Here is a 24,857-nt window from a genome sequence, read left to right as displayed (position 1 = left end):
TGTCAGACATTCTTTTGAAGGAGGGCGACCGTGGAGTTCACCGTGTGGGGCATCATCACTGCGATCGTTGTTGGTCTCATCGTCGGCGCGCTCGGCCGTCTGGTCGTCCCGGGCCGGCAGAACATGCCGATCTGGCTGCACATGCTCATCGGTATCGGCGCGGCCCTGCTGGGCACCGTCCTGGCGCGGGCCATCGGCATCGCGACCGAGACGAACGGTGTCGACTGGGGCGAGCTGCTGGTGCAGGTCGTGGTGGCCGCGATCGCCGTCGCGCTGGTGGCCGGTGTGGGTGGCCGCCGCCGCGTGACCCGGTAACACCGCAGCACAACCCGTACCACCGCGACACATCCGATGGGCGCCCGACCGACAGGTCGGGCGCCCATCGGCGTTTCGCCCGACGCGGTTCTGGTGACGTCGCCGCCGGCGGTGGAACGTGCTCGTGTTGGCCAAGTCGTGATCGTTTGGTGAGTGAAGTCGGTTTGGATTTTCGGTGGGTCGGGCAATTAACAGTCACGACAGGAAGCACACACACCGTGTGTCAGACATTCTTTGAAGGAGGGTGGCCGTGGAGCTCACCGTGTGGGGCATCATCACTGCGATCGTTGTTGGTCTCATCGTCGGCGCGCTCGGCCGCTTGGTCGTCCCGGGCCGGCAGAACATGCCGATCTGGCTGCACCTGCTGATCGGCGTCGGCGCCGCGCTGCTGGGCACGGTCCTGGCGCGGGCCATCGGCATCGCGACCGAGACGAACGGTGTCGACTGGGGCGAGCTGCTGGTGCAGGTCGTGGTGGCCGCGATCGCGGTCGCGCTGGTGGCCGGTGTGGGTGGCCGCCGCCGCGTCACCCGATAACGACCCGGCAACATCTGACGACACAGCACCACCTGTGGGACAGCACGACTCGAAAGAGCGCCCGGCCGAGAGCCGGGCGCTCTTTCGTGCTGAAGTGCCCACCTTTGGCCCGATGCCGGAGCGCCTGTCGTCGGGCCCCTGCGGTACGGTCGCCACGCTTCGGCCAGTCCCGCCCACTGTCGTAAAGGAATTCTCCGTACTAGGGTGCGGCGGAGAAGGTTAGTTCCAGGCGGCGCGAGGGGAGAAGTGGCGTGAAGAGGTGGAAACGGCTGGCCCCGGTCACCGCCATGGTGGCCTCGGCCGCGATGGTGCTGACCGGCTGTGGAGGCTCCGGCGACGACGCCGGCGACGACAGCAAGCTGACGGTCTGGATGATGGGCGAGGGCGGGGACGCGCAGAACTCCTTCCTCGACGGAGTCGAGGCCGAGTTCCGCCAGAAGCACCCTGACACGGACGTGGTCGTGCAGTACATCCCCTGGCTGGAGGCGCCCAAGAAGTTCCAGGCGGCGCTCGCCGGCGGTGAGGGACCGGACATCACCGAGCTGGGCAATACCGAGACTCAGGGCTGGGCCGCCCAGGAGGCGCTCGCCGACGTGAGTGGTCGGATGGGCGGCTGGGCCGACGGCAAGGACCTGCTGCCCGACCTGGTGCGCAACGCGCAGCTCGACGGCAAGCAGTACGGCGTGCCCTGGTACGCGGGTGTGCGCGCGATCTACTACCGCACCGACTGGTTCGCCGAGGCCGGCGTGCAGCCCCCGAAGACCTGGGACGACCTGGTCACGGTGGCCAAGGCCGTGCAGGCGAAGAAGAAGGGCACCTACGGCATCGCCCTGCCCGGCAACTCCGAGCTGCCCTTCTACTCCTTCCTCTGGGGCGCGGGCGGCGAGATCGCCAGCAACCAGGGCGGCACCTGGAAGTCCGGCTACACCACGCCCGAGGCGCAGCGGGCCGTCAAGTTCTGGACCGACCTGGTGACCGTGCACAAGGTCGCCCCGCCGGCGGCGGCGGGTTGGAACGAGATCGACGCGCGTACCCAGTTCGCCACCGGCAAGGCCGCGATGGCCTTCGCCGGTAGCTGGCAGCAGGGCGCCATCAAGAAGGACAACCCCGAGATCGAGAAGGTCTGGGGTACGTTCCCGATCCCCGGCCCGGACGGCAAGGCGGCGCCTGGTTTCGCGGGCGGCTCGGACGTGGCGATCTGGAAGGACAGCGAGCGGCAGGACCTGGCCTGGGACTACCTGACCGTGCTGCTGAACAAGAAGAACGCACAGAGCTTCGCGAGCAGCCTCGGCTTCTTCCCGGTCTACCAGGACCTGGTCTCCGGTGACGCGTACGCGAACGACAAGGTGATGGCGTCGTTCGCCACCACCATGCAGAACACCAAGCTCACGCCGCTCACCCCGAAGTGGGTGGAGGTCAGCCGGACGAAGACGGTGACCCAGGCGATGAACAGCTCGGTCATGAAGGGTCAGAAGACGGTCGAGAAGGCTACCGCCGATGCGGCCGGTGAGATGGAAAGCATTCTGAACAGCAAGTGAGCGTACAGACAGAGAACCTGGATACGGCCGCCGCGCGGGAGACCCCCGCGCGGCGGCGTCGCCGGGTGGACCGCCTGCCCTACCTGCTGCTCCTGCCCGCCCTGCTGATCATCGGGGTGCTGCTGCTCTGGCCGCTCGGCCAGGTGGTGGTGATGTCCTTCTACCGGCTGAACAGCGTCCGGCAGCTGCGCGGCGATCGGGAGTGGCCGTGGGTGGGGCTCGGCAACTACACCGAGATCCTCTCCGACCCGTTCTTCCTCACCGTGCTGCGCAACACGGTGCTGTTCGCCGCGGCCAACGTGCTGCTCACGATGGTGCTCGGCACCCTGGTGGGGCTGCTGCTCAACCGGCTCGGTCGCAAGATGGCGACGTTCGTGGCCAGTTGCGTGATGCTCGCCTGGGCCACGCCTGCGCTGACCGGCACCATCGTCTGGAAGTGGATCTTCGACGACACGAGCGGTCTGGTCACGTGGCTGTTCAACGCGTTGCCGGACGGGCTCTCGACCAGCCTGTTCGGGCGCAGCGACTGGACCGGCTACGGCTGGTTCAACTCGCCACTGCTCTTCTTCGCCATCCTCACCCTGGTGGTGGTCTGGCACTCGTTCCCGTTCATCGCGGTGAGCGTGCTGGCTGGCCTCAAGAGCGTGCCGAGTGAGCTGCACGAGGCGGCCCGGGTGGACGGCGCCAGCCCGTGGCGGGTTTTCTGGAAAATCACCTTCCCGTTGCTGCGCCCGGTCTTCGGGATCCTGATCGTGCTCTCCACGATCTGGGACTTCAAGGTCTTCACCCAGCAGTTCGTGCTGGCCGGCGGCACCCAGGACCGGCCGACATTCATGCTCGCCATCTACTCGTACGCCGAAGCCTTCTCTCCGCCGCCGAAGTACGGGCTCGGCGCGGCCATCGCGGTGATCCTCACGTTGATCCTGCTCGTGGTCACCGGCTTCTACGTCCGGATGGTGCTCAGGCAGGAGGACGAGTCGTGAAGAAGGTCGCCCTCAACGGCGCCGGGCTGCTCGTCGCGCTCTTCGCGGCGTTCCCGGTTTACTGGATGATCTCCACCTCGCTGAAGCCGAGCAGTGAGATCTTCTCGGCCACCCCGCAGCCGGTGCCGACCCATCCGACGTTGGCGCACTACCGGGAGATCCTGACCGGCAACCTGATCCCCGGCGTCAGCTTCCTCGACTTCTTCCTCAACAGCGCGCTGGTCGCCGTCGCCACGGTCGTGCTCAGCGGGCTGGTGGCGCTGCTCGCCGCGACAGCGGTGGCCCGGTTCCGGTTCCGGCTGCGGACCAGCTTTCTGATCATGCTGCTGGTGGTGCAGATGATCCCGCTGGAGGCGCTGGTCATTCCGCTGTTCCTGATGATCCAGCGGCTGGGGCTCTACAACACCCTGCCCAGCCTGATTCTCACGTACCTCGGTTTCTCGCTGCCGTTCGCGGTCTGGATGCTGCGCGGTTTCGTCGCCGCGGTGCCGAAGGAGTTGGAGGAGGCGGCGGCGATCGACGGCGCCAGCCGGGCCCAGACCTTCCGCCGGGTGCTCTTCCCGCTGGTCGCGCCCGGCCTGGTGGCCACCAGCATCTTCTCCTTCATCACGGCGTGGAACGAGCTGATCTTCGCGTTGACGTTCATCAACGACCAGGGCAGTTACACGCTGCCGGTGGCGATGACCTTCTTCTTCGGTCGGGACGACACCAACTGGGGGCCGGTGATGGCCGCGTCCACTCTGTTCACCCTGCCGGTCATCATCTTCTTCCTGCTGGTGCAACGTCGGATGGTCTCCGGCCTGGTGGCCGGCGCCGTCAAGGGCTGACCCCCGCGCCGCGCGGGCTGGCCCACGCTGATCCACCACTAGGCTGATGGTCATGACGGGCAGGGTGGCAGCGGTGAACCTCGGCATCGTGACCGAGGCCGAGTGGGCCGGCGACGCGAGTGGCCGCAGCGGCATCGACAAACGGCCGGTCGACGGTCCGGTGGCGCTGCTCACCGGCGGCCTGGCGGGCGACTTCATCGGCGAGCGGGCGCATCACGGCGGCGAGGACCAGGCGGTCTACGCCTACGCGGAGGAGGACGCCGCCTGGTGGGCGACCGAACTCGGTCGGGACGTGCGGCCCGGCGGCTTCGGCGAGAACCTCACCACCTACGCGGTCGACGTCACCGGCGCGGTGATCGGTGAGCAGTGGCAGATCGGGTCGGCCCTGCTCCAGGTGACCAAGCCCCGAACGCCCTGCACCACCTTCGCCGGTTTCTGGGGCGTACCGGACCTGATCAAGCGGTTCACCGTCCGGGCGCTGCCCGGGGCCTACCTGCGGGTGCTGCGCGAGGGGGAGGTGGGCCCGGGCGACCCGATCGAGGTGGTGGACCGGCCCGCGCACGGTGTGACCATCGGCGAGGTGTTCCGGGCGACCAGCCTGGAGCCGGAGTTGCTGCCCCGGCTGCTCGACGCGGAGGGCCTGCCGGAGCCGATCCGGGAGAAGGCCCGCCGACGCCTCGCCCCCCGGAGCTGACCGGCTGACGCGCCTCACGCGGCCGGCAGACGCCAAGGCCAACGCCAACGCCGACCAACGTCGGCTGCCGTCGTCGACAGGTGGAAACGGCCCCCTGCCATCGCTGAGCGTTGGCAGGGGGCCGTTCTACGAGCAGGGGATCAGCGGAGCCAGGGGATGTTGCGGTCGAGCTGGCCGCGCTCCTTGAGCTCCTTGCGCAGCGGGATCTCGTCGTCGACGTACCCGTCCCAGTTGATGCCCCAGTAGTTGGCGGTGTGGGTGCCCTCGCCGATCAGCTGGCGCTGCACGGGGGTGCGGTTGCGGTACCACTCGCCGTTCACGTCGGGGTGCAGCTCGTCCAGCGGGCGGATCCACCGGTAGGTGTAGCCGACGAAGAGCATCTTGCGGGTGATGGTCGACAGGTTCGTCGAGCGCGAGTGCCACTGCCGCCGGTCGAAGATGAAGGCGTCGCCCGGGTTGGCGGTGATCTCTACAGTGCCCTCCGGGTCGGGGTTCTGCACGGTGAGGTCCGCCGGCCGGGGCAGCGAGTTCTTCAGGTGGCTGCCCGGGATGACCTTGGTGGCGCCGCGGCCGGTCTCGGAGAGGTCCGACAGCACGTACGCGACCTTCAGCGAGAACATCGGCCGAGGCAGGTTCGGGTCCATCGTCTCCGGGTCGGAGTTCTGCCGGTACCCGTCCTGGTGCCAACCCCAGTACGGCTTCTCCGGCTCGGCGGCCGGCGGGGTCACGTCCAGGTGGTTGTGGTGCGTGTAGATGTTCCAGCCGGCCAGCCCCCACATGTACGGGAAGGCGATCGGGTGGGTCAGCAGCTCACCGAAGAGCTCGTCGCGCTCCAGGAAGCCCAGCAGGTGCAGGGTGCCGTCCTTCTTGGTGGTGCCCTTCGCCTGCTCCTCCGCGTAGACGCGGTCGACAGCCGCCTCCAGCGCCGCCCGGTGGTCCTCCGTCAGGACGTTGCGCAGCAGGAGGAAGCCCTGCTCGTGGAACTCCTTGCGGTCAGTGTCGCTGATCGGTTCGTAACCGGTCCGGTCGCCGTAATCGAACACCGTGTCGTACCCCTCCCCATGAGGTGAAACCTTTTCTGGCACAGGCCGCCGATCGTAACGCGGTGGCCCAGGCGTCGGGGAGGGTGTGTTGCGGGATCGGGCCGCAGTGGGACCCCACGCAGCGGGAGGAGCGCACAGAGTGAGATATCAGTGATCAATAGCGCGGTTTGGTACGCGTTGCCCGATTGTGCGGTGACTGCCGGTTAAGAGATCCGGGTCGGTCAACCCTCGTTGAAGACCTCGGCCACCACCTGGCCGGCGGGGCTCTGCTGGCCGTCCGCCCGGCCCCACGAGCCGTTCCGGGCGGTCCACTCCAGGTCGCCGAAGCGGACCCGCTTCACCCCGTGGTCCTGGGCGTGCGACACCAGCCAGTGCGCGTACCGCCAGCCGTCGCGTTGGTCGCCCGGAGTCACCGCCAGCCCGGTCGGGTCGGTCGGGTCGGTGCCCTTCAACCCCCAGTCCAGCACCAGGTTGCGGGTCAGCTGCGCGGCCGCCGCCGCGCCGTGCATCGCCGGGGTACGCCCCACCGTGCAGGCGACCGCGCCGCTGGCGTCGCCGAGCAGGGCCCGGCTGAGCACCTCGGAGTCGTCGGCCCACTTCTGGTACGCCTCGGGGAACGCCGAGCGCTGCACCCGCTGGGCGGCGTCGGTGACCCGCATCTTCTCCCAGCCGCGCACTTTCTTGAGAGCCGCGTAGAACCGGTTGGCCGCGTAGCGCGGGTCGCGGATCTGCGCCGGAGTGCCCCAGCCCTGGCTCGGTCGCTGCTGGAACAGGCCGACCGAGTCGCGGTCGCCGTCGGCGAGGTTGCGCAGCCCGGACTCCTGGTACGCGGTGGCGAGCGCGACCACGACGGCCCGCTCGGGCATTTTACGCTTCGCGCCGATCGCCGCGATTGTCGCCGCGTTGGCCATCTGGTCGGCGTCCAGCGCGACCCGTCCGTCGGCCTGCACTGTGCACTTCCGTGCCACCAGCGGCAACGTGAGGTTGTCGCCTACCTGCCGTACGACGAGCCAGATCGCGATCACGGCGACGAGGATGAGCACCACTCCACCCGCCACGGTTGCCCGAGTTCGCACCCACACCCCCAGATCGACAGTTCGCCAAGCGTACGTCCCCGCCGGCCCTCTCCGGGTCGTCCGAGCGGTTCGGGCCCAATCTGGCCGGCTCCGACCAGTTCGGGGGCGGCTCCGCTGCCGCGTACCGGTTGGCGACGTTCCCGCTCCGGTCGCGATCTCACCTGCCGGGTCGTTCTGTCACCCGCCCCGGTGCAGGGCTGTCGTGAGCGTCACCGGGTAAGCGGCAGTGGGAAGCGATTGACCGGTCAAGGACTTAACCCTGTTGACATGTCAATCCGACCTTCTGCCCATACCTGGGCGCGTCGGTCGCTGAACGAGGAGGAGTTCCATGGGAACGCTCGATGGCAAGGTCGTGCTGATCACCGGCACCGGCGGTGGTCTGGGTCGCGTCGCTGCTCTGACCTTCGCGCGCGAAGGCGCGAAGGTCGTCGGGGCCGACCTCCAGGTCGCCGGCAACGACGAGACAGTCGAGCTCGTCCGCAGCGCCGGCGGTGAGATGACAGGTATCGCGCCGGTCGACCTCACCGACCCCGAGCAGGTGCGCAAGCTCGTCGACGACGCTGCCGCCGCCTACGGTGGCCTCGACGTCGTCTACAACAACGCAGCCGCGCTCCGCTTCGGCCCGATGCCCGACTTCTCCGTGGAGGACTGGCGCTACACCATCACCGGAGAACTCGACATTCCGTACTTCGTGTCGAAGTTCGCCTGGCCGCACCTGGTCCGGCGCGGCGGCGGCGTCATCATCAGCGCCGCCTCCATGGCCGGGCTGATCGGCGGTCACGTCCCGCCGATGGTCGGTCACACCGCCGCGAACGCCGGCATCATCGGCATGACGCGACAGCTCGCGCTCGAAGGCGCGCCGCACGGGATCCGCGCGGTGGCGGTCAGCCCCGGGCCCACCCTCACCCCGGCCAGCGAACGCGACCTCGGTGACAACCAGGAGGCACGGGACGCCATCACCGCCAAGACGCTCCTCAAGCGCTTCGCGCGCCCCGAGGAGGTCGTCGAGCTGGTGGTCTTCCTCGCGTCCGACCGGGCGTCGTACATCACCGGGGCGAACTACCCGGTCGACGGCGGCGCGACCGCCTGGTGACCCGACCGGACACCGGGGCGCCGCCGCTCCTCGGCGGCGCCCCGACCCTCAGTCGTCGAAAGCGGGCACCCAGCGGGCCGGTCGACGCTCGCGGAACGCGGTGACCCCCTCGCGGCCCTCGTCGGACAGGAAGTAGCCGGTCGAGACGGCGGACAGCCGGGCCAGGTCGGCGCGCAGTTCGGCGGTACCCGGTCGGCGCAGCAGCTCCTTCGCGCCGGCCAGCGCCCCGGGCGCGCCGCGCACCAGCGAGTCGCAGTAGCCCCGTACCGCCTCGTCCAGACCGTCCGCCGGGACCGAGGCCGTGACCAGGCCGATCTCGGCGGCTCGGCGGCCGTCGAAGGTGTTCCCGGTCAGGTACAGCTCGGCGGCGGCGCGGGGGTGCAGCCGGGGCAGCACGGTCGCCGAGATCACCGCCGGGATCACCCCGATGCGCACCTCGGTGAACGCGAACGTCGCCTCGTCGGCGCAGACCGCCAGGTCGGCGGCGGCGATCAGGCCCAGCCCGCCGGCCCGCGCCGGCCCGCCGACCCGGGCCAGCACCGGCTTCGGGCACTCCCAGAGCGCCGCGAGCACGTCGCCGAGCATCCCGGCCGGCACCGTCCCGCTGGCGTACGCCGCGGCGGTCTCCTTCAGGTCCGCGCCCGAGCAGAAGACCGGCCCGGTGTGGTCGAGCACGATCACTCGGACCGCCTCGTCGGCGACCGCTTCCGCCAGCCCAGCCAGCAACTGGGTCATGAGGACGGTGGAGAGCGCGTTGCGGTTGTGCGGGCTGTCCAGGGTGAGGGTGGTCACCCCACGGGCCGTGGCGACCCGCACGAGGACGTCGGGAGAGGTCATGCCGGGCACACTAGTGGCCATGCCCGGCGTCCTTCCAGATGGTGAGACCGTCCCCGTCGACGGATCGTTGCCCGCCACCGCCACCGCGGCGGTCGGCGCGCGCGGCTTCGGCGTGTACGTGCACGTGCCGTTCTGCGCCAGCCGCTGCGGATACTGCGACTTCAACACCTACACCGCCTCCGAACTGGGCGGCGGCGCGAGCCGCGAGGGGTACGCCGACACCGTCCTGGCCGAGCTGACGCTCGCCGCCCGGGTGCTCGGCGACAACCCGCCGCCCCGGGTCGACACCGTCTTCGTCGGCGGCGGCACGCCCACCCTGCTCCCCGCCGACGACCTGGCCCGCATCCTCGACGGCATCGACCGCACCTGGGGGCTGGCCGCCGACGCCGAGGTGACCACCGAGGCCAACCCGGAGTCGGTCACCCCGGAATCGTTGAAGCTGCTGCGGGCCGCCGGCTACACCCGGATCTCGCTGGGCATGCAGTCCGCCTCCCCGGGGGTGCTGGCGATCCTGGACCGCAAACACAGCGCCGGCCGGGCCACCGCCGCCGCCCTGGAGGCGCGCGACGCCGGATTCGAGCACGTCAACCTGGACCTGATCTACGGCACTCCGGGGGAGCGGGCCGAGGACTTCGCCGCCTCGCTGGAGCAGGTCGTCGCCGCCGGGGTGGACCACGTCAGCGCGTACGCCCTGATCGTCGAGGACGGCACCCGGCTCGCCGCTCGGATGCGGCGCGGCGAACTGGCGTACCCCAGTGACGACGTGGCCGCGGACCGCTACCTGGCTGCGGAGGCCGCGCTCGACGCGGCCGGGCTCGCCTGGTACGAGGTCTCCAACTGGGCCCGCACCGAGGAGGCCCGCTGCCGGCACAACCTGCTCTACTGGACCGGCGCGGACTGGTGGGGGCTGGGGCCGGGAGCGCACAGCCACGTCGGCGGGGTGCGGTGGTGGAACGTGAAGCACCCCACGGCGTACGCCCAGCGGTTGGCCGCCGGCGCGTCTCCCGGCCTGGCCCGGGAGGTGCTCACCGTCGACGAGGCGCACATGGAGGACGTGATGCTCCGGCTGCGGCTGGCCAGCGGCCTTCCGCTGGCGGTGCTCGACGCCACCGGCCGGGCCGGCGCCGAGCGGGCGCTGGCCGGCGGCCTGCTGGCCGCCGACGAGTACGCCGCCGGCAGGGCGGTGCTCACCCTGCGCGGGCGGCTGCTCGCCGACGCGGTCGTCCGCGACCTGCTGCCCTGAGTGACCCACGTCGAACGGACCGGGGCGCCGGTGTTCCGGACCGGCCGGGGGAGCGGCCGGGCCGGTTCACTTGATGAAGTTGGCAGTCATCGGGTAGCGGTACGGGTTGCCCTCGTTGGCCTTGATGCCGGCGATGATCCCGAACAGGATCTGGATCACCACGACGGCGATGCTGGGTAGGAAGAGCAGGCACCAGCTCACGAAGAGCAGCACGAACGCGATGATCGACCAGAGGATCTGGAAGTTCAGAGCGGCGAGGGCGTGCGCCCGAACGGTCGGCGACTGCTGGCCGCGGGCCAGGTAGGCGATCAGCGGGGCGACGAAGCCCAGCGGACCGAAGCTGACAAGCGCGCCGGCGGCGCCGCCGAAGTGCGCGACAAGCGCCCAGGTCTTGTCCTCGTTGTTGGCGTAGCCACCGCCGGGGCCGCCGTAGGCACCTCCGGCCGGGTAGCCGCCGGGTGGGGGATAGCCCCCGGGCGGGGGGTAGCCGCCTGCCGGAGGGTAGCCGCCTGACGGCGGTTGGTCACCGGTGGGCGGCGGATAGCCACCGGCCGGGGGATAGCCGGCCGGGCCGGGAGCCCCGGACAGTGGTGCGGTGGGCGGCTCGGCCGACGGGAACGGGCCCGGTGAGGTGGGCTCCGGCGGGTAGTTGCCGGGGTCGCCCGACCCGGGAGGGCGAGGAGGTTCAGTCATGGATGTCACGGTAGGGGCCCGTGGCAACGCCGCACCAGAGCGACACCGCCGGGTAGTGCGGACCGATCGGCCCAGCGGGGTGGCGCGGGCCGCACCGACGGGTGGCCGTTGATCATCGCGTCGGCGGGCCCGCCGACGTAGACTGGCACTCGTTACAGTCGAGTGCCAGGACGGCCCGGCCGGCCCAGAGCGCCGGCGGCCGACGAGCGACAGGAGGTGCGGAGAATGGGTCTCGACGACCGGAAACTCGCAGTGCTCCGCGCCATCGTCGAGGACTACGTCTCCACCCAGGAGCCGGTCGGCAGCAAGGCGCTCGTCGAGCGGCACCAGCTCGGGGTCTCCCCGGCCACGGTCCGCAACGACATGGCCGTGCTGGAGGAGGAGGGCTACATCCGGCAGCCGCACACCAGTGCCGGCCGGGTGCCCACCGACCGCGGCTACCGCCTCTTCGTCGACAGGTTGTCGCGGGTCAAGCCGCTCAGCCCGGCCGAGCGCCGGGCCATCGAGCGCTTCCTGGTCGGTGCGGTTGACCTCGACGACGTGGTGCACCGCACGGTGCGACTCCTCGCCCAGCTGACCCGGCAGGTCGCCGTCGTGCAGTACCCGAGCCTGGCCCGCTCCTCGGTGCGTCACCTGGAGCTGGTGCCGATCTCCACCACCCGGCTGATGCTCGTCATGATCGCCGACACCGGTCGGGTGGAGCAGCGACTCGTGGAGCTGCCCGGCCCGGTGCCCGCCGACGACGTCACCGACCTGCGCCGACTGATCAACGAGAAGCTCGCCAACGCCCGGCTGTCCGAGACGCCACCGCTGGTGCAGGCGCTCGTCGAGGAAGCACCGACCGGGCTGCGTCCGACCATGACCACGCTCGCCACCGTCCTGCTGGAGACGCTCGTCGAGCGGCACGAGGAGCGGATCGCGCTCGCCGGCACCGCGAACCTCACCCGGGGCGGCCTGCTCGACTTCCAGGGCTCCCTGCGGCCGATCCTCGAGGCACTGGAGGAGGAGGTCGTGCTGCTCAAGCTCATCGGTGAGACCGAGCCGAGCACGACCCGGGTGCTGATCGGCGACGAGAACGAGTTCGACAACCTGCGCGCCGCCTCGGTGGTCAGCACCGGGTACGGCCCGGGCACCACGATCCTGGGCGGCCTGGGGGTGCTGGGGCCCACCCGGATGGACTACCCCGGCAACATCGCCACGGTTCGCGCCGTGGCACGCTACGTGGGCGAGTTGCTGGCCCAGAACTGATTGGTCAGGGCCGATGCGGCCGGCTGCGGCCGCCGACCGGCACAACGCGAGACGAACATGAGGACACGGAACGCAGTGGCCAGGGACTACTACGGCATTCTCGGTGTGAGCCGGGAAGCCTCCGATGACGAGATCAAGCGCGCCTACCGCAAGCTGGCCCGCCAGTTCCACCCGGACGTCAATCCGGACCCGGAGGCTCAGGAGAAGTTCAAGGACATCAACGCCGCGTACGAGGTCCTCTCGGACGACCGGAAGCGGCAGATCGTCGACCTGGGTGGCGACCCGCTCGCCCCGGGTGGTGGCGGCGCCGGCGGCCCGGGCGGCCCCGGAGGCGCCGGCCCGTTCGTCGGTTTCCAGGACATCATGGACGCGTTCTTCGGCGGTGCCGGCGGTGGCGCCCGTGGCCCACGGCCGCGTACCCGCCCGGGAGCCGACGCGATCCTGCGGCTCGAACTCGACCTGCACGAGACGGCGTTCGGGGTCGAGGCCCCGATCACCGTCGACACCGCGGTGCTCTGCACCACCTGCTCCGGTGCCGGCACGGCCGCCGGCACGCACCTGGCGACCTGCGAGGCGTGCGGCGGTCGGGGCGAGGTGCAGTCGGTGCAGCGCACCTTCCTCGGCCAGGTGGTCTCCGCCCGGCCGTGCACCGTGTGCCAGGGCTACGGCACCACCATCCCGCACCCCTGCCCCACCTGCGCCGGTGACGGCCGGGTGCGTACCCGCCGCTCGCTGACCGTCAAGATCCCGGCCGGCGTCGAGGACGGCATGCGGATCCGGCTGGCCCAGCAGGGCGAGGTGGGCCCCGGTGGCGGCACCGCCGGTGACCTCTACGTGGAGATTCACGAGCGCCCGCACGACGTGTACTCCCGCAAGGGCGACGACCTGCACTGCCGGGTCACCGTGCCGATGACGGCGGCGGCGCTGGGCACCCGGCTGACCATCAAGACGCTGGACAGCGAAGAGACAGTCGACGTCAAGGCCGGCACCCAGCCGGCCAGCACGCTGCGACTGCGCGCCCGGGGCGTGCCGCACCTGCGCGGCACCGGCCGAGGGGACCTCTACGTGCACCTGGACGTGCGGACTCCGACCAAGCTCGACCCGGACCAGGAGAAGATGCTGCGCGACTTCGCCAAGACCCGTGGTGAGGAGGTCGCCGAGTTGTCCAAGCAGGGCGGCTTCTTCTCCCGGATGCGCGACGCGTTCAACGGGCACGCCTGAGGTGTCCGCGCCGCTCTTCCTGGTCGAGGCGCTGCCCACCGGCGACGCGCTGACCCTGGACGGCCCGGAGGGGCACCACGCCGCCACGGTGCAGCGGCTGCGCGTCGGCGAGGAGCTGCTGCTCGCCGACGGGCGGGGTGGCACGGCCGCCGCCGTGGTCACTGCCGTCGGCCGGGGCAGCCTGGACGTCACCATCACCTCCCGGGGGTACGCGGACGCGCCCGTACCCCGGTTGGTGACAGTGCAGGGCATCGCCAAGGGTGACCGGGGCGAGCTGGCCGTGCAGGCGATGACCGAGGTCGGGGTGGACGAGATCGTGCCCTGGTCGGCATCGCGCTCGGTGGTCCAGTGGCGCGGCGACCGGGGCGTACGCGCCCGGGAGAAGTGGGTGGCCACCGCCCGGGAGGCGGCCAAGCAGGCCCGCCGGCCGTGGCTGCCGGTGGTGGCCGGTGCGCCGGACGAGTCCACCGCCACGGTGGCCCGCCGGATTGCCGGTGCCGCCGCCGGCTTCGTGCTGCACGAGGAGGCCGAGGAACGGCTCACCACCGCCGACCTGCCGTCGACCGGCGAGATCGTCCTGGTGGTCGGCCCGGAGGGTGGCATCGCCCCGGCCGAGCTGACCGCCTTCGCCGAGGCCGGCGGGCGACCCGTACGCCTCGGGCCGGCCGTGCTGCGCACCTCCACCGCCGGGGTGGCGGCCCTCAGCGTCCTCGCCACCCGCCTCGGCCGCTGGTAGTCACGCCGACCGATCGGCCGGTGTGGACAGTCGTGCATACCCTGGCGCGGTGCTCGCTGCCGAGGCTCCGAAGATCACCGACTGGATGCAGGCGTGGGGAAGTGTCGTCGGCCTGCTGCTGTCGGGTCTCGCCGCAATGGCTACCTGGCTTCTGTTTCGGCACGAGATCCGGGTGCGGCGTGAGGAGCAACGCGACAATGAGGCAGCTCAGGCTCGCCTGATCGTTCCGGTGTTGGACGACCTGCCGCAAGGCCCTGACGAGGTGCGAAGCTTCACCATCGCCAATTACAGTGGCGTGCCGTTCTACGACCTTCGGGTCATGCTCCTGAGGAATGAGCGGTTGATCGGCAACTATCCGTCCGCCCTGCACGTCCTGATGGGGGAGGTCGCGGGGAGCTTCTCCTATCTGGAGGTGCCGGGGGTCGACGTCGCACGGAGGGCCAAGACCGGTGATCTGGCGATCGGAATCTATTTCACCGACGCCTCTGGTTTGCGCTGGAGCAAACTCAATCGTGAGCCACCGACACGGGTGCGACGCGATGATCGTTGGGCGGTGATCGACCCCAGCACCACTCGGGACCGGCAGCGTGCGGCGGCGAGAGCGAGGCTCGAAAAGGAGATGGAGCTGCGGGCGATGACCCATCGAAGCAGATCAAGGTTCCGTATTGCAGCCATGAGCGCCCTGGTTGTCGCTGTGGCGATCTTCGTGGCCTTCCTCATCTACCGATAGCACACGCTGTCGCCCGCTGCGCGGTATCGGGTCAGCTGCGCAGGTAGGAGGCGCCGTTGAGGTCGACGATCGTGCCGGAGGCCCACTCGGCCTGCGGCGAGGCCAGCCAGTGCACGGCGGCGGCGATCTCCTCCGGCTGGCCCACCCGGTCGAACGGGCTCTGCGCGCGGATGGCAGCGCCCTGCTCGCCGCGCAGATGGTCGGTGACCATGTCGGTCGCCACGAAGCCCGGCGCGACGGTGGCGACAGTGATGCCGTACGGCGCGAGCGCCACGGCGAGGGACTGGCCGAGCGCGTTCAGCCCCGCCTTGCTGGCGCCGTACGCCGGCTGGTCCGGCTCACCGCGGAACGCGCCACGGGACGAGACGTTGACGATCCGCCCGCCTCGTTCGCGCATGTGCTGGGCGGCGCACCAGGTGACGTTGCCGGCGCCGGTCAGGTTGGTCTCCAGCACCTGCCGCCAGCGCTTCTGCCACTCCTCGTAGGAGGCGCCGAAGATCGGGTGCGGGTCGTCGCGGTCGCCGTACGTCCCGGCGTTGTTGACCAGCACGTCCAACCCGCCGAGCAGCTCGGCGGCCCGGTCGACCATGACCCGGACGGCGTCCGGATCGGTGAGGTCGGCGCGGACCACCACGTGCCCGGCACCGGGTAGCTGCGCGCGCAACTCCTCGGCCGCGTCGGCGGAGTCGCGGTGGTGGATCGCCACCCGGTCGCCGCCGGCTGCGAACGCCTTCGCCACCGCGCGGCCGATCCCACGCGAGGCCCCGGTCACGAGTACCGCCCGATCCGTCATGCCGGCCATCCTGCCTCAGCCACATGTCCCGGCGAACGGCCGGTGGCCCGTGCTGCGCCGGAGCGCCCCCGGCCGGTGGGTCCTTAGACTGCCCCGATGGGATCCGACTGCCTGTTCTGCCGCATCGTCGCCGGGGAGATCCCGGCCACAGTGGTCCGGGAGACCGACACCACGCTCGCCTTCCGTGACATCGATCCGAAGGCGCCGGTGCACGTCCTGGTCATTCCGAAGGAGCACTACGCCGACGTGGCCACGCTCGCCCAGGGTGACCCGGCGCTGGCCGCCGACGTGCTGGCGACGTCCGCCGCCGTGGCCGAGGACGAGGGCCTGCTCGGCGACGGTTTCCGGCTGATGTTCAACACCGGCGCGTACGGCGGGCAGGAGGTGTTCCACGTGCACGCCCACCTGCTCGGTGGTGCGCCGCTCGGCCCGATGCTCGCCCGGAACCTGGCGTGAGCGGAGGTTCGGTGCCTGGCTCTCGGGGCGATGAGCACCTGGGTCGGTTGGTGCGGCGGGTGCAGGCCGAAGCGCGGGTGCCGGCGGTGTCGGTGGCGCTGCACCGGGCCGACCGGCCGCTCTGGAGCTGCACCGTCGGCGGGACCGGCACCGACAGCCCGCTGGGGCCGGGCACCCAGTTCCGGATCGGCTCGGTCACCAAGACGTTCACGGCGGTGCTGGTCCTGCAGTGCCGCGACGACGGGCTGCTGGACCTGGACGACCCGGTGGGCCGGCACCTGGACCTCCCGGCGCACGGTGAGCTGACCGTACGCCGGTTGCTGTCGCACACCGGTGGCCTGCAACGCGAGCCGTTCGGCGATGTCTGGGACAGCCTGCGCGCACCGGACGACGCCCAACTGGTCGCCGAGCTGGACCGGGCCGAGCGGGTGCTGCCGACCGGCCGTCGGTTCCACTACTCCAACCTGGGCATGGCCGTACTCGGCCAACTCGTCGCCCGACTCCGGGGCGGGAGCTGGGCGCAGGCGCTCACCGAGCGGATCCTGACGCCGCTGGGGCTGACCGACACCACGGTGACCCCACGGCCGACGGCGGCGACCGGCTTCCTGGTCGACGCGTACTCCGACGAGGCGCACCCGGAGCAGCCGACCGACTTCGGCGCGGTCGGCCCGGCCGCCCAGCTCTGGAGCACCGCGACCGACATGGCCCGCTGGGCGGCGTTCCTGGCCGACCCGGCAGCGCTGGACCCGGCCGGCGCGGTCCTCGCCCCGGCCACCCTGGACGAGATGCGCTGGCCGCTGACCACCACCGACGAGACGCTCTGGGGCGCGGGCTTCGGGCTCGGGCTGATCCTGGTCCCGCAGGGGGAGCGGGTGATGCACGTGGGGCACGACGGGGCGATGCCCGGGTTCCTCGCCGGGGTGTACGGCCGCCGCGGCGGCGACGGCACGGCCGGCGCGATGGGCGCCGCGGTGCTCGGCTCGTCCGGCACGGCGACCGAACTGTTCGACCTGCCGCACAGGCTGCTCGCCGCGGCGGTCGAGCACGACCCGGCCGAGATCGAGCCCTGGCGACCCGGCGCAGCCGCGCCGGCGGCCCTGCGGGGTGCGCTCGGCCGCTGGTGGGGCGAGGGCTCCGAGTACGTCTTCTCCTGGCACGACGGCGCCCTGCGGGCGCGCGGGGTCGGTGACCCGGCCGGACGACCGCCGGCGATCTTCACCCCGCTGGCGGACCAGCCGGACGTGTTCCGCGTGGTGTCCGGTCGGGAGGTCGGTGAGCTGCTGCGGCTGACCCGGGACGGGTCCGGAGCGGTGGTCCGGATGCACTGGGCGACCTACCGGTTCACCCGCCACCAGGAGACCTTCGACAGGTACGACTTCCGGGCCGGGAGTTGATCGCGGCCAGCGGAAATGGGCGCGATGCGGCACGCGTTGAACCGATACGATGGGTGTAACGTCCGCACGCCAGGCCAGCAGGCCGGCGCCGAGATCGAGAGCAGGTGGCGCAGGGCCCTTCGGCCCGACCTATGACCGGCACCCCACCTCCCGGCCCGCCCCGGGTGCAGACCAGGATCACCGTGCCCGACCCGAAGATCATGGTCAATCTGCTCGGCGCAGGCGACGAGATCCTCCGACTCGTCGAACGCTCGGTCAACAGTGACGTGCACGTCCGCGGCAACGAGATCACCATCACCGGTGACCCCGCGGACAATGCTCTCGCCGAGCGGGTCTTCAGCGAGCTCCTCGAACTCATCGAGAAAGGCGAGACCCTGACCACTGACGCCGTCCGGCGTACCGTCGGCATGCTCGAGCAGGGCAGCGCCGAGCGGCCCGCCGAGGTTCTGACCCTCAACATCCTCTCCCGGCGCGGGCGCACCATCCGCCCCAAGACGCTCGGGCAGAAGAAGTACGTCGACGCGATCGACACCCACACCATCGTCTTCGGCATCGGCCCGGCCGGCACCGGAAAGACCTACCTGGCGATGGCGAAGGCCGTCCAGGCGTTGCAGGCCAAGCAGGTCAACCGGATCATCCTCACCCGGCCGGCGGTCGAGGCGGGCGAGCGGCTGGGCTTCCTGCCCGGCACGCTCAACGAGAAGATCGACCCGTACCTGCGCCCGCTCTACGACGCGCTGCACGAGATGCTCGACCCGGAGACGATCCCGAAGCTGATGGCCCAGGGGACGATCGAGGTCGCCCCGCTGGCCTACATGCGGGGCCGTACGCTCTCTGACGCGTTCATCATTCTGGACGAGGCGCAGAACACGACGCCCGAGCAGATGAAGATGTTCCTCACCCGACTCGGCTTCAACTCCAAGATCGTCGTGACCGGTGACATCACCCAGGTGGACCTTCCCGGCGGGACGAGCAGCGGCCTGCGGGTGGTTCGGGAGATCCTGGAAAACGTCGAGGACGTGCACTTCTCCCAGTTGTCCAGCTCCGACGTGGTCCGCCACCGGCTGGTCGGGGAGATCGTCGACGCGTACGCCCGCTGGGACGCCGAGCGGGAGAACCAGCAGGCGCAGGGCGTTCACGCCGTGCCTGGGCGACCCGCCCAGGGCGGCCGGGCCGGCCGCCGCCGCTAAAGCAGAGGAAAGCAGTTGTCCATCGAGATCGCCAACGAGTCCGGTGTCGAGGTCGACACCGACGCAGTGCTCGCCGTCGCCCGGCACGCCCTCGACGAGATGGGGGTCAACCCCCTCGCCGAGCTGTCCGTGCTGCTCGTCGACATCGACTACATGACCGAGCTGAACCACCGCTGGATGGGTGGCGACGGCCCGACCGACGTGCTCGCCTTCCCCATGGACGAGGGCAGCGTCGACCACGGCCCGGGTGAGTCCGCACCGGCCGGCGGCGAGCCCGCCCTGCTCGGCGACATCGTGCTCTGCCCGGAGGTGGCGGCCAAGCAGGCGGCGACCGCCGGGCACGCGCCGGCCGACGAGCTGCACCTGCTCACCGTGCACGGGGTGCTGCACCTGCTCGGCTACGACCACGCCGAGCCGGAGGAGGAGCGGGAGATGTTCGCACTCCAGGCTCGACTGCTGGCGAGCTGGCGGTCGACCCGCACCCAGTGATGTCCACTCCTCCGTTACTCGCGGCCGGCGCCCCCGCCGGCCTTCCCGACATCCAGCTGATCGTCTTCGCGGCCGGCCTGGTGGTGTTGGCCGGCCTGATCGCGATGACCGAGGCGGCCCTCGCCGCTGTCTCACCGGCCCGAGCCGCCGAGCTCGCCCGCGACGGCGTGCGTGGCGCCCGTACCCTCCAGGTCGTCGCCGGGGACGTCGTCCGGCACCTCAACCTGCTCCTGCTGTTGCGACTGCTCGCCGAGCTGACCGCCACCACGCTCGTGGCGCTTGTGGCAGTGGACAGCTTCGGCGCCGGCTGGCGGGCCGCGCTGGTGACCGCCGGCGCGATGACAGTGGTCAGCTTCGTGGTGGTGGGCGTCGCTCCGCGCACCATCGGCCGGCAGCACGCCTACGCCGTGGGGCGTACGGTGGCGCCGCTGGTCCGCTGGCTGGGCCGCGCGCTCAACCCGCTCGCGTCGTTGCTGATCCTGATCGGCAACGCGGTCACCCCGGGGCGCGGCTTCCGGGAAGGCCCGTTCGCCACCCAGGTGGAGCTACGGGAGCTGGTCGACCTGGCCGAGCAGCGCGGCGTGGTCGAACACGGTGAGCGCCAGATGATCCACTCGGTCTTCGCGCTCGGCGACACCATCGCCCGTGAGGTGATGGTGCCGCGTACGGAGATGGTGTGGATCGAGGAGGGCAAGACCCTCGAGCAGGCGCTGGCGCTCTTCCTGCGATCCGGTTTCTCCCGCATCCCGGTGATCGGTGAGAGCGTCGACGACGTGCTGGGTGTGCTCTACCTCAAGGACCTGATCCGGCGCTCCCGTGGCGGGGACCCGAGGGCCGAGCAGCTGCCGGTGGCCGAGCTGATGCGCCCGGCGACCTTCGTACCGGAGTCCAAGCCGGTCGACGACCTGTTGTCCGAGATGCAGGCGGCCCGCAACCACCTGGTCATCGTGGTCGACGAGTACGGCGGCACCGGCGGCCTGGTCACCATCGAGGACATCCTCGAGGAGATCGTCGGTGAGATCACCGACGAGTACGATGTCGAGCGCCCGCCCGTCGAACGTCTGGCGGACTCCTCGGTGCGGGTGACCGCTCGCCTGCCGGTGGAGAATCTCGGCGAGATGTTCGACACCGACCTGCCCACCGACGAGGTGGAGACGGTCGGCGGCCTGCTCGCCCAGTCGCTGGGGCGGGTGCCGATCCCGGGTGCCGAGGCCGAGGTGGCAGGTCTCCGCCTGGTCGCCGAGGGCACCACCGGCCGGCGCAACCGGATCGACACCGTCCTGGTCAGTCGGGTGGAGCCGGGCCATGAGCAGGACACTGCGGGGCGCGGCGAGCACGCCGGCCCCGGGGACGACACGGACAACTATCGAGACGACGAGAGGCAACCCGCCGATGCCTGACACACCCGCCGCGCCTGTAGCCCGGCCCACCCCCGCCGCGCCGGGAGCGCTGAGCGCCGAGGACGGCAAGCTCGTCGTCCTGGCCCGGGGAGCCCGCGCGCGGGTCGGCGCCGTGGAGGGCGCCGCGGTCCGCGACCAGGACGGCCGGACGTACGCGGCGGCCAGTGTCGCGCTGCCGTCGCTGACGCTCACCGCGTTGCAGTTGGCTGTCGCCTCAGCCGTGGCGGCCGGGGCGAGTCGGCTGGAGGCCGCGGTCGTGGTGACCGAGGCGTCGACGCTTGACGGCGCCGGGTACGCGGCGGTGCGGGACCTCGCGGCGGACGCGCCGGTCCACGTGGCTGCTCCGGACGGCACGGTCCTCGGCACGGTGACCGAGTGAGCCCGGTGCAGGATCCGGAGGCGCGACCGTACCGGGCCGGGTTCGGCTGTTTCGTCGGTCGTCCCAACGCCGGCAAGTCGACGCTCACCAACGCCATCGTCGGCACCAAGATCGCCATCACCTCGAACAAGCCGCAGACCACCCGGCACGTCATCCGGGCGGTGCTGCACCGACCGGAGTCGCAGCTGGTCCTCGTCGACACACCGGGCCTGCACCGCCCCCGTACGCTGCTCGGCGAGCGTCTCAACGACCTGGTCCGGTCCACCTGGACCGAGGTCGACGTGATCGGCCTGTGCATCCCGGCCGACGAGCCGGTCGGGCGCGGTGACCGGTTCATCACCGGCGAGCTGGCCGAGTTGAAGGCGACAGTGCTGGCGGTGGTCACCAAGACCGACCTGGTGGACAAGCGTCGCCTGGCGGAGCAGCTGCTCGCGGTCAGCAAGATGGGGGAGTTCGCCGAGATCGTGCCGGTGAGCGCGGTGTCCGGGCACCAGGTGGACACGCTCGTCGACGTGATGACCAAGTACCTGCCGCCGTCGCCGCAGCTGTACCCGGACGACATGCTCACCGACGACCCCGAGCAGGTGCTGGTCGCCGAGCTGATCCGGGAGGCCGCCCTGGAGGGGGTCCGTGACGAGCTGCCGCACTCCATCGCCGTGGTGGTGGAGGAGATGATCCCCGAGGGCCAGGTCATGAAGATCTACGCCGACCTGTACGTGGAGCGGCCCAGCCAGAAGGCGATCGTGCTCGGGCACAAGGCGAGTCGGCTCAAGGAGGTCGGCACCAACGCCCGCAAGCAGATCGAGGAGCTGCTCGGCGGCCGGGTCTACCTCGACCTGCACGTACGGGTCGCGAAGGATTGGCAGCGGGACCCGAGGCAACTGCGCAAGCTGGGCTTCTGACCTACTCCGTCGAGTGGCGGCGCCGGCCGGCGCCGCCGCCCTGGACGGGGTTGTTCACGTCCGGTTGGGGTCGTGGCCGTTTTGTACGGGCAGCGTGCGGGGTAGGGGATTCATGCCCCGCGTCCCCGACCCAAGATGCAGGCTGATGCGCAACAGGTACCTCGATCTCCTCCGTTCCCTGGCCATCGTCCGAGTGGTGGTCTACCACGTCACCGGATGGGCGACCCTCACCCTCGTCTTCCCTGCCATGTCGGTGATGTTCGCGCTGGCGGGCTCGCTGATGGCCGCGTCGCTGACCCGTTCCGGACCGGCGGCCGTCGGGCGTCGGCTGCGTCGGCTGCTGCCGTCGCTGTGGGTGCTCGCTGTGGTCTTCGTGCCGGCCATGCTGTTCACCGGGCTGCCGGTGAGCCCCCGGGTGCTGCTGTGGCTGTTCCCGATCGCCGACCCGCCGGCCAACCACTGGGGCGCGCTGGCGCTGAGCGTCATCTGGTACCTGCGCGACTACCTGTGGTTCGTGCTCGCCTCGCCTGTCGCGTTCTGGCTGTTCCGGCGTGCCCCGCTGCCGACCCTGCTCGCCCCGTACCTCCTGCTGGTGTCGATCGAGGTGGGGATCTACCCGGCGCCGCCGGTGCTGCGCGAGTTCGGGCTCTACTTCGGAGCGTGGTTGCTCGGCTTCGCCCACCACGCCGGGATGCTGCGCCGACTCTCCGGGCGGCTGCTGTACCCGTTGGCGCTCGCCCTCGCCGTGGGCGGCGGCGCCTGGATCGTCGGGCATCCTGGGCCGCGCGGGTACGACCTCAACGACAACCACCTGGGCAACGCCCTCTGGTCGGCCGCGTTCATCCTGATCGTGCTGGGTCGGGCACCGGACGGCATTGCCTGGCTGAGCCGAGCCCGCCTGGCCGACCGGGCGGTGACCCTGCTCAACCGGCGGGCGCTCACCGTCTACCTCTGGCACATGCCGTTCGTGGTGGCGCTCACTCCGCTTGTCGACGTGGTGGGCTGGTCCCACCAGGACCCGGTGGGTCTGGCCATCCGGGTGCTACTGGTCTTCGCACTGGTCGGGCTGGTCACGCTGGCCGTCGGCTGGGTGGAGGACGTCGCCGCCCGCCGACGACCAGAGCTGATCCCCGGTGGCCCGGCGCGGACCGCCGACGTGGCGGTCCGGCCGGGTGGCGACGCGGCGGACGGTGCCGGGACGACAGTCGGCCGCGCGGTGGTGCCGGCGCAGCGGACGGCTGGAGAGGCGGCCAGCGTCGAGATCAACGCTCGCTGATCGTGAGGTTGCCGCTGTCGGCCGAACCGTCGAGCACCAGGGTCGCCGCCGGGTTGTCGGCGACCGTGACGGTCTCGTCGCCGGAGTCGGCGTTGGACCGGACCCGGTAGCTGCCCACCGGCACCACAAGCGTGACGTCGCCACTGGAGGCGTGGACCCGGGCCGAGGCGGGCTTGTCCAGCTCCACGTTGACATTGCCCGAGCTGGCCTCGGCGTCGACAGTGCCGCCCAGCCGCCGCGCGGTGATGTCTCCGGACGAGGCGCGCAGCCGTACCGCCGCGGCGGCCTCGCTCACCTCGATGTTGCCGGAGCGGGCCTCGACCCCGACCGCTCCCGACGCGCCGGAGACCCGCACGTCGCCCGAGCTCACCTGCAGCTCCACGGTGCCGACCCGGGTCAGCTCGACGTTGCCGGAGCTGGTTTCGCCCTGCACCGCCACGCCCTCCGGCACCGTCACCTCGTAGGAGATGCTGCACCGCGAGCCGCAGTCGGTGTCCAGCACCAGCTCGCTGCCCTTGATCTCGTACCGGGCGTTGTCCGGTTCGCCGCCCTGATAGCGCACCACCCGCTTGATCCGCACCTCGGATGCCGGGCCGGTGCCGCGGACCACCACGTCGCCCGAGCCCCCGGAGAGCCGAACCGTGGTGATCCGGACCGCCTCGGTGTTGTCGTAGTCGAGTCGGCGGAACGACAGGTTGTCGCACCCGGCCAGCACGATGAGGGTGGTGGCGAGCCCCAGCGCGACGGGAGTGGCGACGCGACGACGGCGGGGGGTGGTGGTCAGCAGCAGTGCCATGACCAGCACGCTACGGCCGAGCCCGAGTCGGCCGCATCGGGGTTCAACCGCGCTTGCACCCCGAACCAACCCTGATTTCACACCCCGAGGGAGAATGGCCCGATGGCCGGGTATCGCCGACAGCTCTACCGCGACGACGCGGTGGTGCTGCGTGTGCAGAAGCTCGGCGAGTCCGACCGGATCATCACCCTGCTCACCCGCCGGCACGGCCGGCTGCGCGCGGTGGCTCGCGGCATCCGCCGCACCACGAGCAAGTTCGGCGCCCGGCTGGAGCCGTTCGGCCACGTCGACCTCCAGCTCGCCGGTGACCCGAAGGGCAACCACGGCAGCTCACTGCACACCGTCAGCCAGGTCGAGGGCATCGACCTGTACGGCAAACGGTTCCTGGGCGACTATCCGCGCTACACGGCGGCCAGCGCGATCGCCGAGACCGCCGAGCGGCTGACCCCGGTGGAACGGGAGCCGTCGCTGCGGCTGTTCCAGCTCACCCTCGGCGCGCTGAAGGCGCTGTCCCGGGGCGAGCACGCCACCACCCTGGTGCTCGACGCGTACCTGCTGCGCGGGATGTCCCTGGCCGGCTGGGCGCCGGCGCTTGTCGCCTGCGCGGTCTGCGGCACGCCCGGGCGGCACCGGGCGTTCTCGGTACCGGCCGGCGGGGCGGTCTGTCCGGATTGTCGACCACCCGGGGCGGCCCATCCCGCGCCGGCCACCATCGATCTGATGTCCGCGCTGACCACCGGCGACTGGGTGATCGCCGACGCCACCGACGCCGCCGTACGTCGGGAGTGCAGTGGGCTGGTCGCGGCTCACCTGCAGTGGCACCTGGAGCGCGCGCTACGCTCGCTGCCGCTGGTCGACCGGGGTTCCTCGGCGGCCGGTGCGGCCTCGCCGCCGGAAGGCGCCGGGGCCGTGGTGCTCCGGCCACGCGGCGACGTCGAGGCCGGGGCGGACGGCGCGAACAGGGAGTGAC

Annotated in this window: 27 protein-coding genes; 21 read left to right on the top strand and 6 right to left on the bottom strand. The window is 71.1% G+C overall.

The annotated features are described in order from the left end of the window. Nucleotides 1–30: 30 nt before the first annotated feature. The 6 genes from ACQP0U_RS25880 (at nucleotide 31) to ACQP0U_RS25855 (ending at nucleotide 4,892) form a co-directional block, all read left to right on the top strand. Nucleotides 31–315, top strand: coding sequence for a GlsB/YeaQ/YmgE family stress response membrane protein (locus ACQP0U_RS25880; protein WP_124820451.1), 285 nt, complete (start codon nucleotides 31–33; stop codon nucleotides 313–315). 250 nt (nucleotides 316–565) lie between these two features. Further along, nucleotides 566–850, top strand: a complete 285-nt coding sequence (locus ACQP0U_RS25875) for a GlsB/YeaQ/YmgE family stress response membrane protein (RefSeq protein ID WP_179780541.1) — start codon at nucleotides 566–568, stop codon at nucleotides 848–850. 251 nt (nucleotides 851–1,101) lie between these two features. Next, nucleotides 1,102–2,388 (top strand): sugar ABC transporter substrate-binding protein, encoded by a 1,287-nt coding sequence (locus ACQP0U_RS25870; protein WP_433311862.1) that lies wholly within the window; start codon nucleotides 1,102–1,104, stop codon nucleotides 2,386–2,388. Then, on the top strand, nucleotides 2,385–3,371 hold the full coding sequence (locus ACQP0U_RS25865; RefSeq protein ID WP_433311860.1) for a carbohydrate ABC transporter permease: 987 nt from the start codon (nucleotides 2,385–2,387) through the stop codon (nucleotides 3,369–3,371). The genes ACQP0U_RS25870 and ACQP0U_RS25865 overlap by 4 nt, the downstream gene beginning before the upstream one ends. Then, nucleotides 3,368–4,198, top strand: coding sequence for a carbohydrate ABC transporter permease (locus tag ACQP0U_RS25860; RefSeq protein ID WP_433311857.1), 831 nt, complete (start codon nucleotides 3,368–3,370; stop codon nucleotides 4,196–4,198). Before ACQP0U_RS25865 ends, ACQP0U_RS25860 begins: the two co-directional genes overlap by 4 nt. A 52-nt stretch (nucleotides 4,199–4,250) precedes the next feature. Beyond that, nucleotides 4,251–4,892, top strand: coding sequence for an MOSC domain-containing protein (locus tag ACQP0U_RS25855; RefSeq protein ID WP_433311855.1), 642 nt, complete (start codon nucleotides 4,251–4,253; stop codon nucleotides 4,890–4,892). Nucleotides 4,893–5,032: 140 nt separating this feature from the next. Here ACQP0U_RS25855 and ACQP0U_RS25850 read toward each other — a convergent pair whose 3' ends face one another. Together ACQP0U_RS25850 and ACQP0U_RS25845 are read right to left on the bottom strand one after the other, a co-directional pair. Continuing rightward, entirely contained in the window at nucleotides 5,033–5,935 is a 903-nt protein-coding gene (locus tag ACQP0U_RS25850) for a phytanoyl-CoA dioxygenase family protein (protein ID WP_433311852.1), read from the bottom strand. 221 nt (nucleotides 5,936–6,156) lie between these two features. After that, the gene (locus tag ACQP0U_RS25845; RefSeq protein ID WP_433311849.1) at nucleotides 6,157–7,017 is read right to left on the bottom strand and encodes a hypothetical protein; all 861 of its coding nucleotides are present in this window, start codon (nucleotides 7,015–7,017) and stop codon (nucleotides 6,157–6,159) included. Between the two features lie 322 nt (nucleotides 7,018–7,339). On the opposite strand from ACQP0U_RS25845, the gene ACQP0U_RS25840 reads away from it, so the two are divergent. Further along, nucleotides 7,340–8,104 (top strand): SDR family NAD(P)-dependent oxidoreductase, encoded by a 765-nt coding sequence (locus tag ACQP0U_RS25840; protein ID WP_433311846.1) that lies wholly within the window; start codon nucleotides 7,340–7,342, stop codon nucleotides 8,102–8,104. A gap of 48 nt (nucleotides 8,105–8,152) precedes the next feature. Here ACQP0U_RS25840 and ACQP0U_RS25835 read toward each other — a convergent pair whose 3' ends face one another. Next, a complete protein-coding gene (locus tag ACQP0U_RS25835; protein WP_433311843.1) occupies nucleotides 8,153–8,941 on the bottom strand; it encodes an enoyl-CoA hydratase-related protein in 789 nt (262 codons plus the stop codon). Nucleotides 8,942–8,960: 19 nt separating this feature from the next. On the opposite strand from ACQP0U_RS25835, the gene hemW reads away from it, so the two are divergent. Further along, nucleotides 8,961–10,184 carry a radical SAM family heme chaperone HemW gene (gene hemW / locus ACQP0U_RS25830; RefSeq protein WP_433321138.1) on the top strand — a complete coding sequence of 408 codons (1,224 nt, stop codon included), beginning with the start codon at nucleotides 8,961–8,963 and terminating at the stop codon, nucleotides 10,182–10,184. A gap of 66 nt (nucleotides 10,185–10,250) precedes the next feature. Here hemW and ACQP0U_RS25825 read toward each other — a convergent pair whose 3' ends face one another. Beyond that, a complete protein-coding gene (locus ACQP0U_RS25825) occupies nucleotides 10,251–10,877 on the bottom strand; it encodes a DUF4870 domain-containing protein (protein WP_433311840.1) in 627 nt (208 codons plus the stop codon). Nucleotides 10,878–11,102: 225 nt separating this feature from the next. Here ACQP0U_RS25825 and hrcA point away from each other — a divergent pair, with 225 nt between their 5' ends. The 4 genes from hrcA (at nucleotide 11,103) to ACQP0U_RS25805 (ending at nucleotide 14,812) form a co-directional block, all read left to right on the top strand. Beyond that, entirely contained in the window at nucleotides 11,103–12,125 is a 1,023-nt protein-coding gene (hrcA, locus tag ACQP0U_RS25820) for a heat-inducible transcriptional repressor HrcA (protein ID WP_354946410.1), read from the top strand. Nucleotides 12,126–12,200: 75 nt separating this feature from the next. Next, on the top strand, nucleotides 12,201–13,346 hold the full coding sequence (gene dnaJ / locus ACQP0U_RS25815; RefSeq protein ID WP_181518639.1) for a molecular chaperone DnaJ: 1,146 nt from the start codon (nucleotides 12,201–12,203) through the stop codon (nucleotides 13,344–13,346). A 1-nt stretch (nucleotide 13,347) separates the two neighbouring features. Continuing rightward, entirely contained in the window at nucleotides 13,348–14,082 is a 735-nt protein-coding gene (locus ACQP0U_RS25810; RefSeq protein WP_433311837.1) for a 16S rRNA (uracil(1498)-N(3))-methyltransferase, read from the top strand. A gap of 49 nt (nucleotides 14,083–14,131) precedes the next feature. Beyond that, on the top strand, nucleotides 14,132–14,812 hold the full coding sequence (locus ACQP0U_RS25805) for a hypothetical protein (protein WP_433311834.1): 681 nt from the start codon (nucleotides 14,132–14,134) through the stop codon (nucleotides 14,810–14,812). Nucleotides 14,813–14,843: 31 nt separating this feature from the next. Here ACQP0U_RS25805 and ACQP0U_RS25800 read toward each other — a convergent pair whose 3' ends face one another. Next, nucleotides 14,844–15,605, bottom strand: coding sequence for an SDR family NAD(P)-dependent oxidoreductase (locus ACQP0U_RS25800; protein WP_433311831.1), 762 nt, complete (start codon nucleotides 15,603–15,605; stop codon nucleotides 14,844–14,846). 96 nt (nucleotides 15,606–15,701) lie between these two features. On the opposite strand from ACQP0U_RS25800, the gene ACQP0U_RS25795 reads away from it, so the two are divergent. The 8 genes from ACQP0U_RS25795 to ACQP0U_RS25760 all read left to right on the top strand — a co-directional run bounded on the left by ACQP0U_RS25795 (nucleotide 15,702) and on the right by ACQP0U_RS25760 (nucleotide 23,091). After that, the gene (locus ACQP0U_RS25795; RefSeq protein WP_124774517.1) at nucleotides 15,702–16,061 is read left to right on the top strand and encodes a histidine triad nucleotide-binding protein; all 360 of its coding nucleotides are present in this window, start codon (nucleotides 15,702–15,704) and stop codon (nucleotides 16,059–16,061) included. 11 nt (nucleotides 16,062–16,072) lie between these two features. Continuing rightward, nucleotides 16,073–17,455 (top strand): serine hydrolase domain-containing protein, encoded by a 1,383-nt coding sequence (locus ACQP0U_RS25790; protein ID WP_433311828.1) that lies wholly within the window; start codon nucleotides 16,073–16,075, stop codon nucleotides 17,453–17,455. 131 nt (nucleotides 17,456–17,586) lie between these two features. Beyond that, nucleotides 17,587–18,645 carry a PhoH family protein gene (locus ACQP0U_RS25785; RefSeq protein WP_130403659.1) on the top strand — a complete coding sequence of 353 codons (1,059 nt, stop codon included), beginning with the start codon at nucleotides 17,587–17,589 and terminating at the stop codon, nucleotides 18,643–18,645. 15 nt (nucleotides 18,646–18,660) lie between these two features. Next, nucleotides 18,661–19,134: an rRNA maturation RNase YbeY gene (gene ybeY / locus ACQP0U_RS25780; protein WP_272613012.1), complete on the top strand. Its 474-nt coding sequence runs from the start codon at nucleotides 18,661–18,663 to the stop codon at nucleotides 19,132–19,134. Continuing rightward, entirely contained in the window at nucleotides 19,110–20,534 is a 1,425-nt protein-coding gene (locus ACQP0U_RS25775; protein ID WP_433321135.1) for a hemolysin family protein, read from the top strand. Before ybeY ends, ACQP0U_RS25775 begins: the two co-directional genes overlap by 25 nt. Further along, on the top strand, nucleotides 20,527–20,913 hold the full coding sequence (locus ACQP0U_RS25770; protein WP_433311824.1) for a cytidine deaminase: 387 nt from the start codon (nucleotides 20,527–20,529) through the stop codon (nucleotides 20,911–20,913). The genes ACQP0U_RS25775 and ACQP0U_RS25770 overlap by 8 nt, the downstream gene beginning before the upstream one ends. 5 nt (nucleotides 20,914–20,918) lie before the next feature. After that, on the top strand, nucleotides 20,919–21,815 hold the full coding sequence (gene era / locus ACQP0U_RS25765) for a GTPase Era (RefSeq protein ID WP_091409997.1): 897 nt from the start codon (nucleotides 20,919–20,921) through the stop codon (nucleotides 21,813–21,815). Between the two features lie 145 nt (nucleotides 21,816–21,960). Next, nucleotides 21,961–23,091 carry an acyltransferase family protein gene (locus tag ACQP0U_RS25760; RefSeq protein WP_433311821.1) on the top strand — a complete coding sequence of 377 codons (1,131 nt, stop codon included), beginning with the start codon at nucleotides 21,961–21,963 and terminating at the stop codon, nucleotides 23,089–23,091. Here ACQP0U_RS25760 and ACQP0U_RS25755 read toward each other — a convergent pair. Further along, entirely contained in the window at nucleotides 23,078–23,887 is an 810-nt protein-coding gene (locus ACQP0U_RS25755) for a DUF4097 family beta strand repeat-containing protein (RefSeq protein WP_433311818.1), read from the bottom strand. The genes ACQP0U_RS25760 and ACQP0U_RS25755 overlap by 14 nt on opposite strands. A gap of 102 nt (nucleotides 23,888–23,989) precedes the next feature. Between ACQP0U_RS25755 and recO the strand changes: the two genes are divergently transcribed. Then, complete coding sequence (gene recO, locus ACQP0U_RS25750; protein ID WP_433311816.1) at nucleotides 23,990–24,856, top strand: DNA repair protein RecO; 867 nt, start codon at nucleotides 23,990–23,992, stop codon at nucleotides 24,854–24,856. The last annotated feature ends 1 nt before the right edge of the window (nucleotide 24,857 follow it).

Source organism: Micromonospora sp. CA-269861, assembly GCF_050948505.1.
Taxonomy (GTDB): Bacteria; Actinomycetota; Actinomycetes; order Mycobacteriales; family Micromonosporaceae; genus Micromonospora.
Note: the sequence above shows the minus strand (reverse complement) of the source record. Positions and strands in the feature narration are given on the sequence as shown.

Excerpts from the sequence above, each read along its gene's own strand:
- ACQP0U_RS25785 (WP_130403659.1), top strand. The coding sequence starts at position 17,587 with ATGACCGGCACCCCACCTCCCGGCCCGCCCCGGGTGCAGACCAGGATC.
- ACQP0U_RS25800 (WP_433311831.1), bottom strand. The coding sequence starts at position 15,605 with ATGACGGATCGGGCGGTACTCGTGACCGGGGCCTCGCGTGGGATCGGC.
- hemW (WP_433321138.1), top strand. The coding sequence starts at position 8,961 with ATGCCCGGCGTCCTTCCAGATGGTGAGACCGTCCCCGTCGACGGATCG.
- recO (WP_433311816.1), top strand. The coding sequence starts at position 23,990 with ATGGCCGGGTATCGCCGACAGCTCTACCGCGACGACGCGGTGGTGCTG.
- ACQP0U_RS25835 (WP_433311843.1), bottom strand. The coding sequence starts at position 8,941 with ATGACCTCTCCCGACGTCCTCGTGCGGGTCGCCACGGCCCGTGGGGTG.
- hrcA (WP_354946410.1), top strand. The coding sequence starts at position 11,103 with ATGGGTCTCGACGACCGGAAACTCGCAGTGCTCCGCGCCATCGTCGAG.
- ACQP0U_RS25760 (WP_433311821.1), top strand. The coding sequence starts at position 21,961 with ATGCGCAACAGGTACCTCGATCTCCTCCGTTCCCTGGCCATCGTCCGA.
- ACQP0U_RS25825 (WP_433311840.1), bottom strand. The coding sequence starts at position 10,877 with ATGACTGAACCTCCTCGCCCTCCCGGGTCGGGCGACCCCGGCAACTAC.
- ACQP0U_RS25770 (WP_433311824.1), top strand. The coding sequence starts at position 20,527 with ATGCCTGACACACCCGCCGCGCCTGTAGCCCGGCCCACCCCCGCCGCG.
- ACQP0U_RS25855 (WP_433311855.1), top strand. The coding sequence starts at position 4,251 with ATGACGGGCAGGGTGGCAGCGGTGAACCTCGGCATCGTGACCGAGGCC.
- ACQP0U_RS25840 (WP_433311846.1), top strand. The coding sequence starts at position 7,340 with ATGGGAACGCTCGATGGCAAGGTCGTGCTGATCACCGGCACCGGCGGT.
- ACQP0U_RS25755 (WP_433311818.1), bottom strand. The coding sequence starts at position 23,887 with ATGGCACTGCTGCTGACCACCACCCCCCGCCGTCGTCGCGTCGCCACT.
- ACQP0U_RS25795 (WP_124774517.1), top strand. The coding sequence starts at position 15,702 with ATGGGATCCGACTGCCTGTTCTGCCGCATCGTCGCCGGGGAGATCCCG.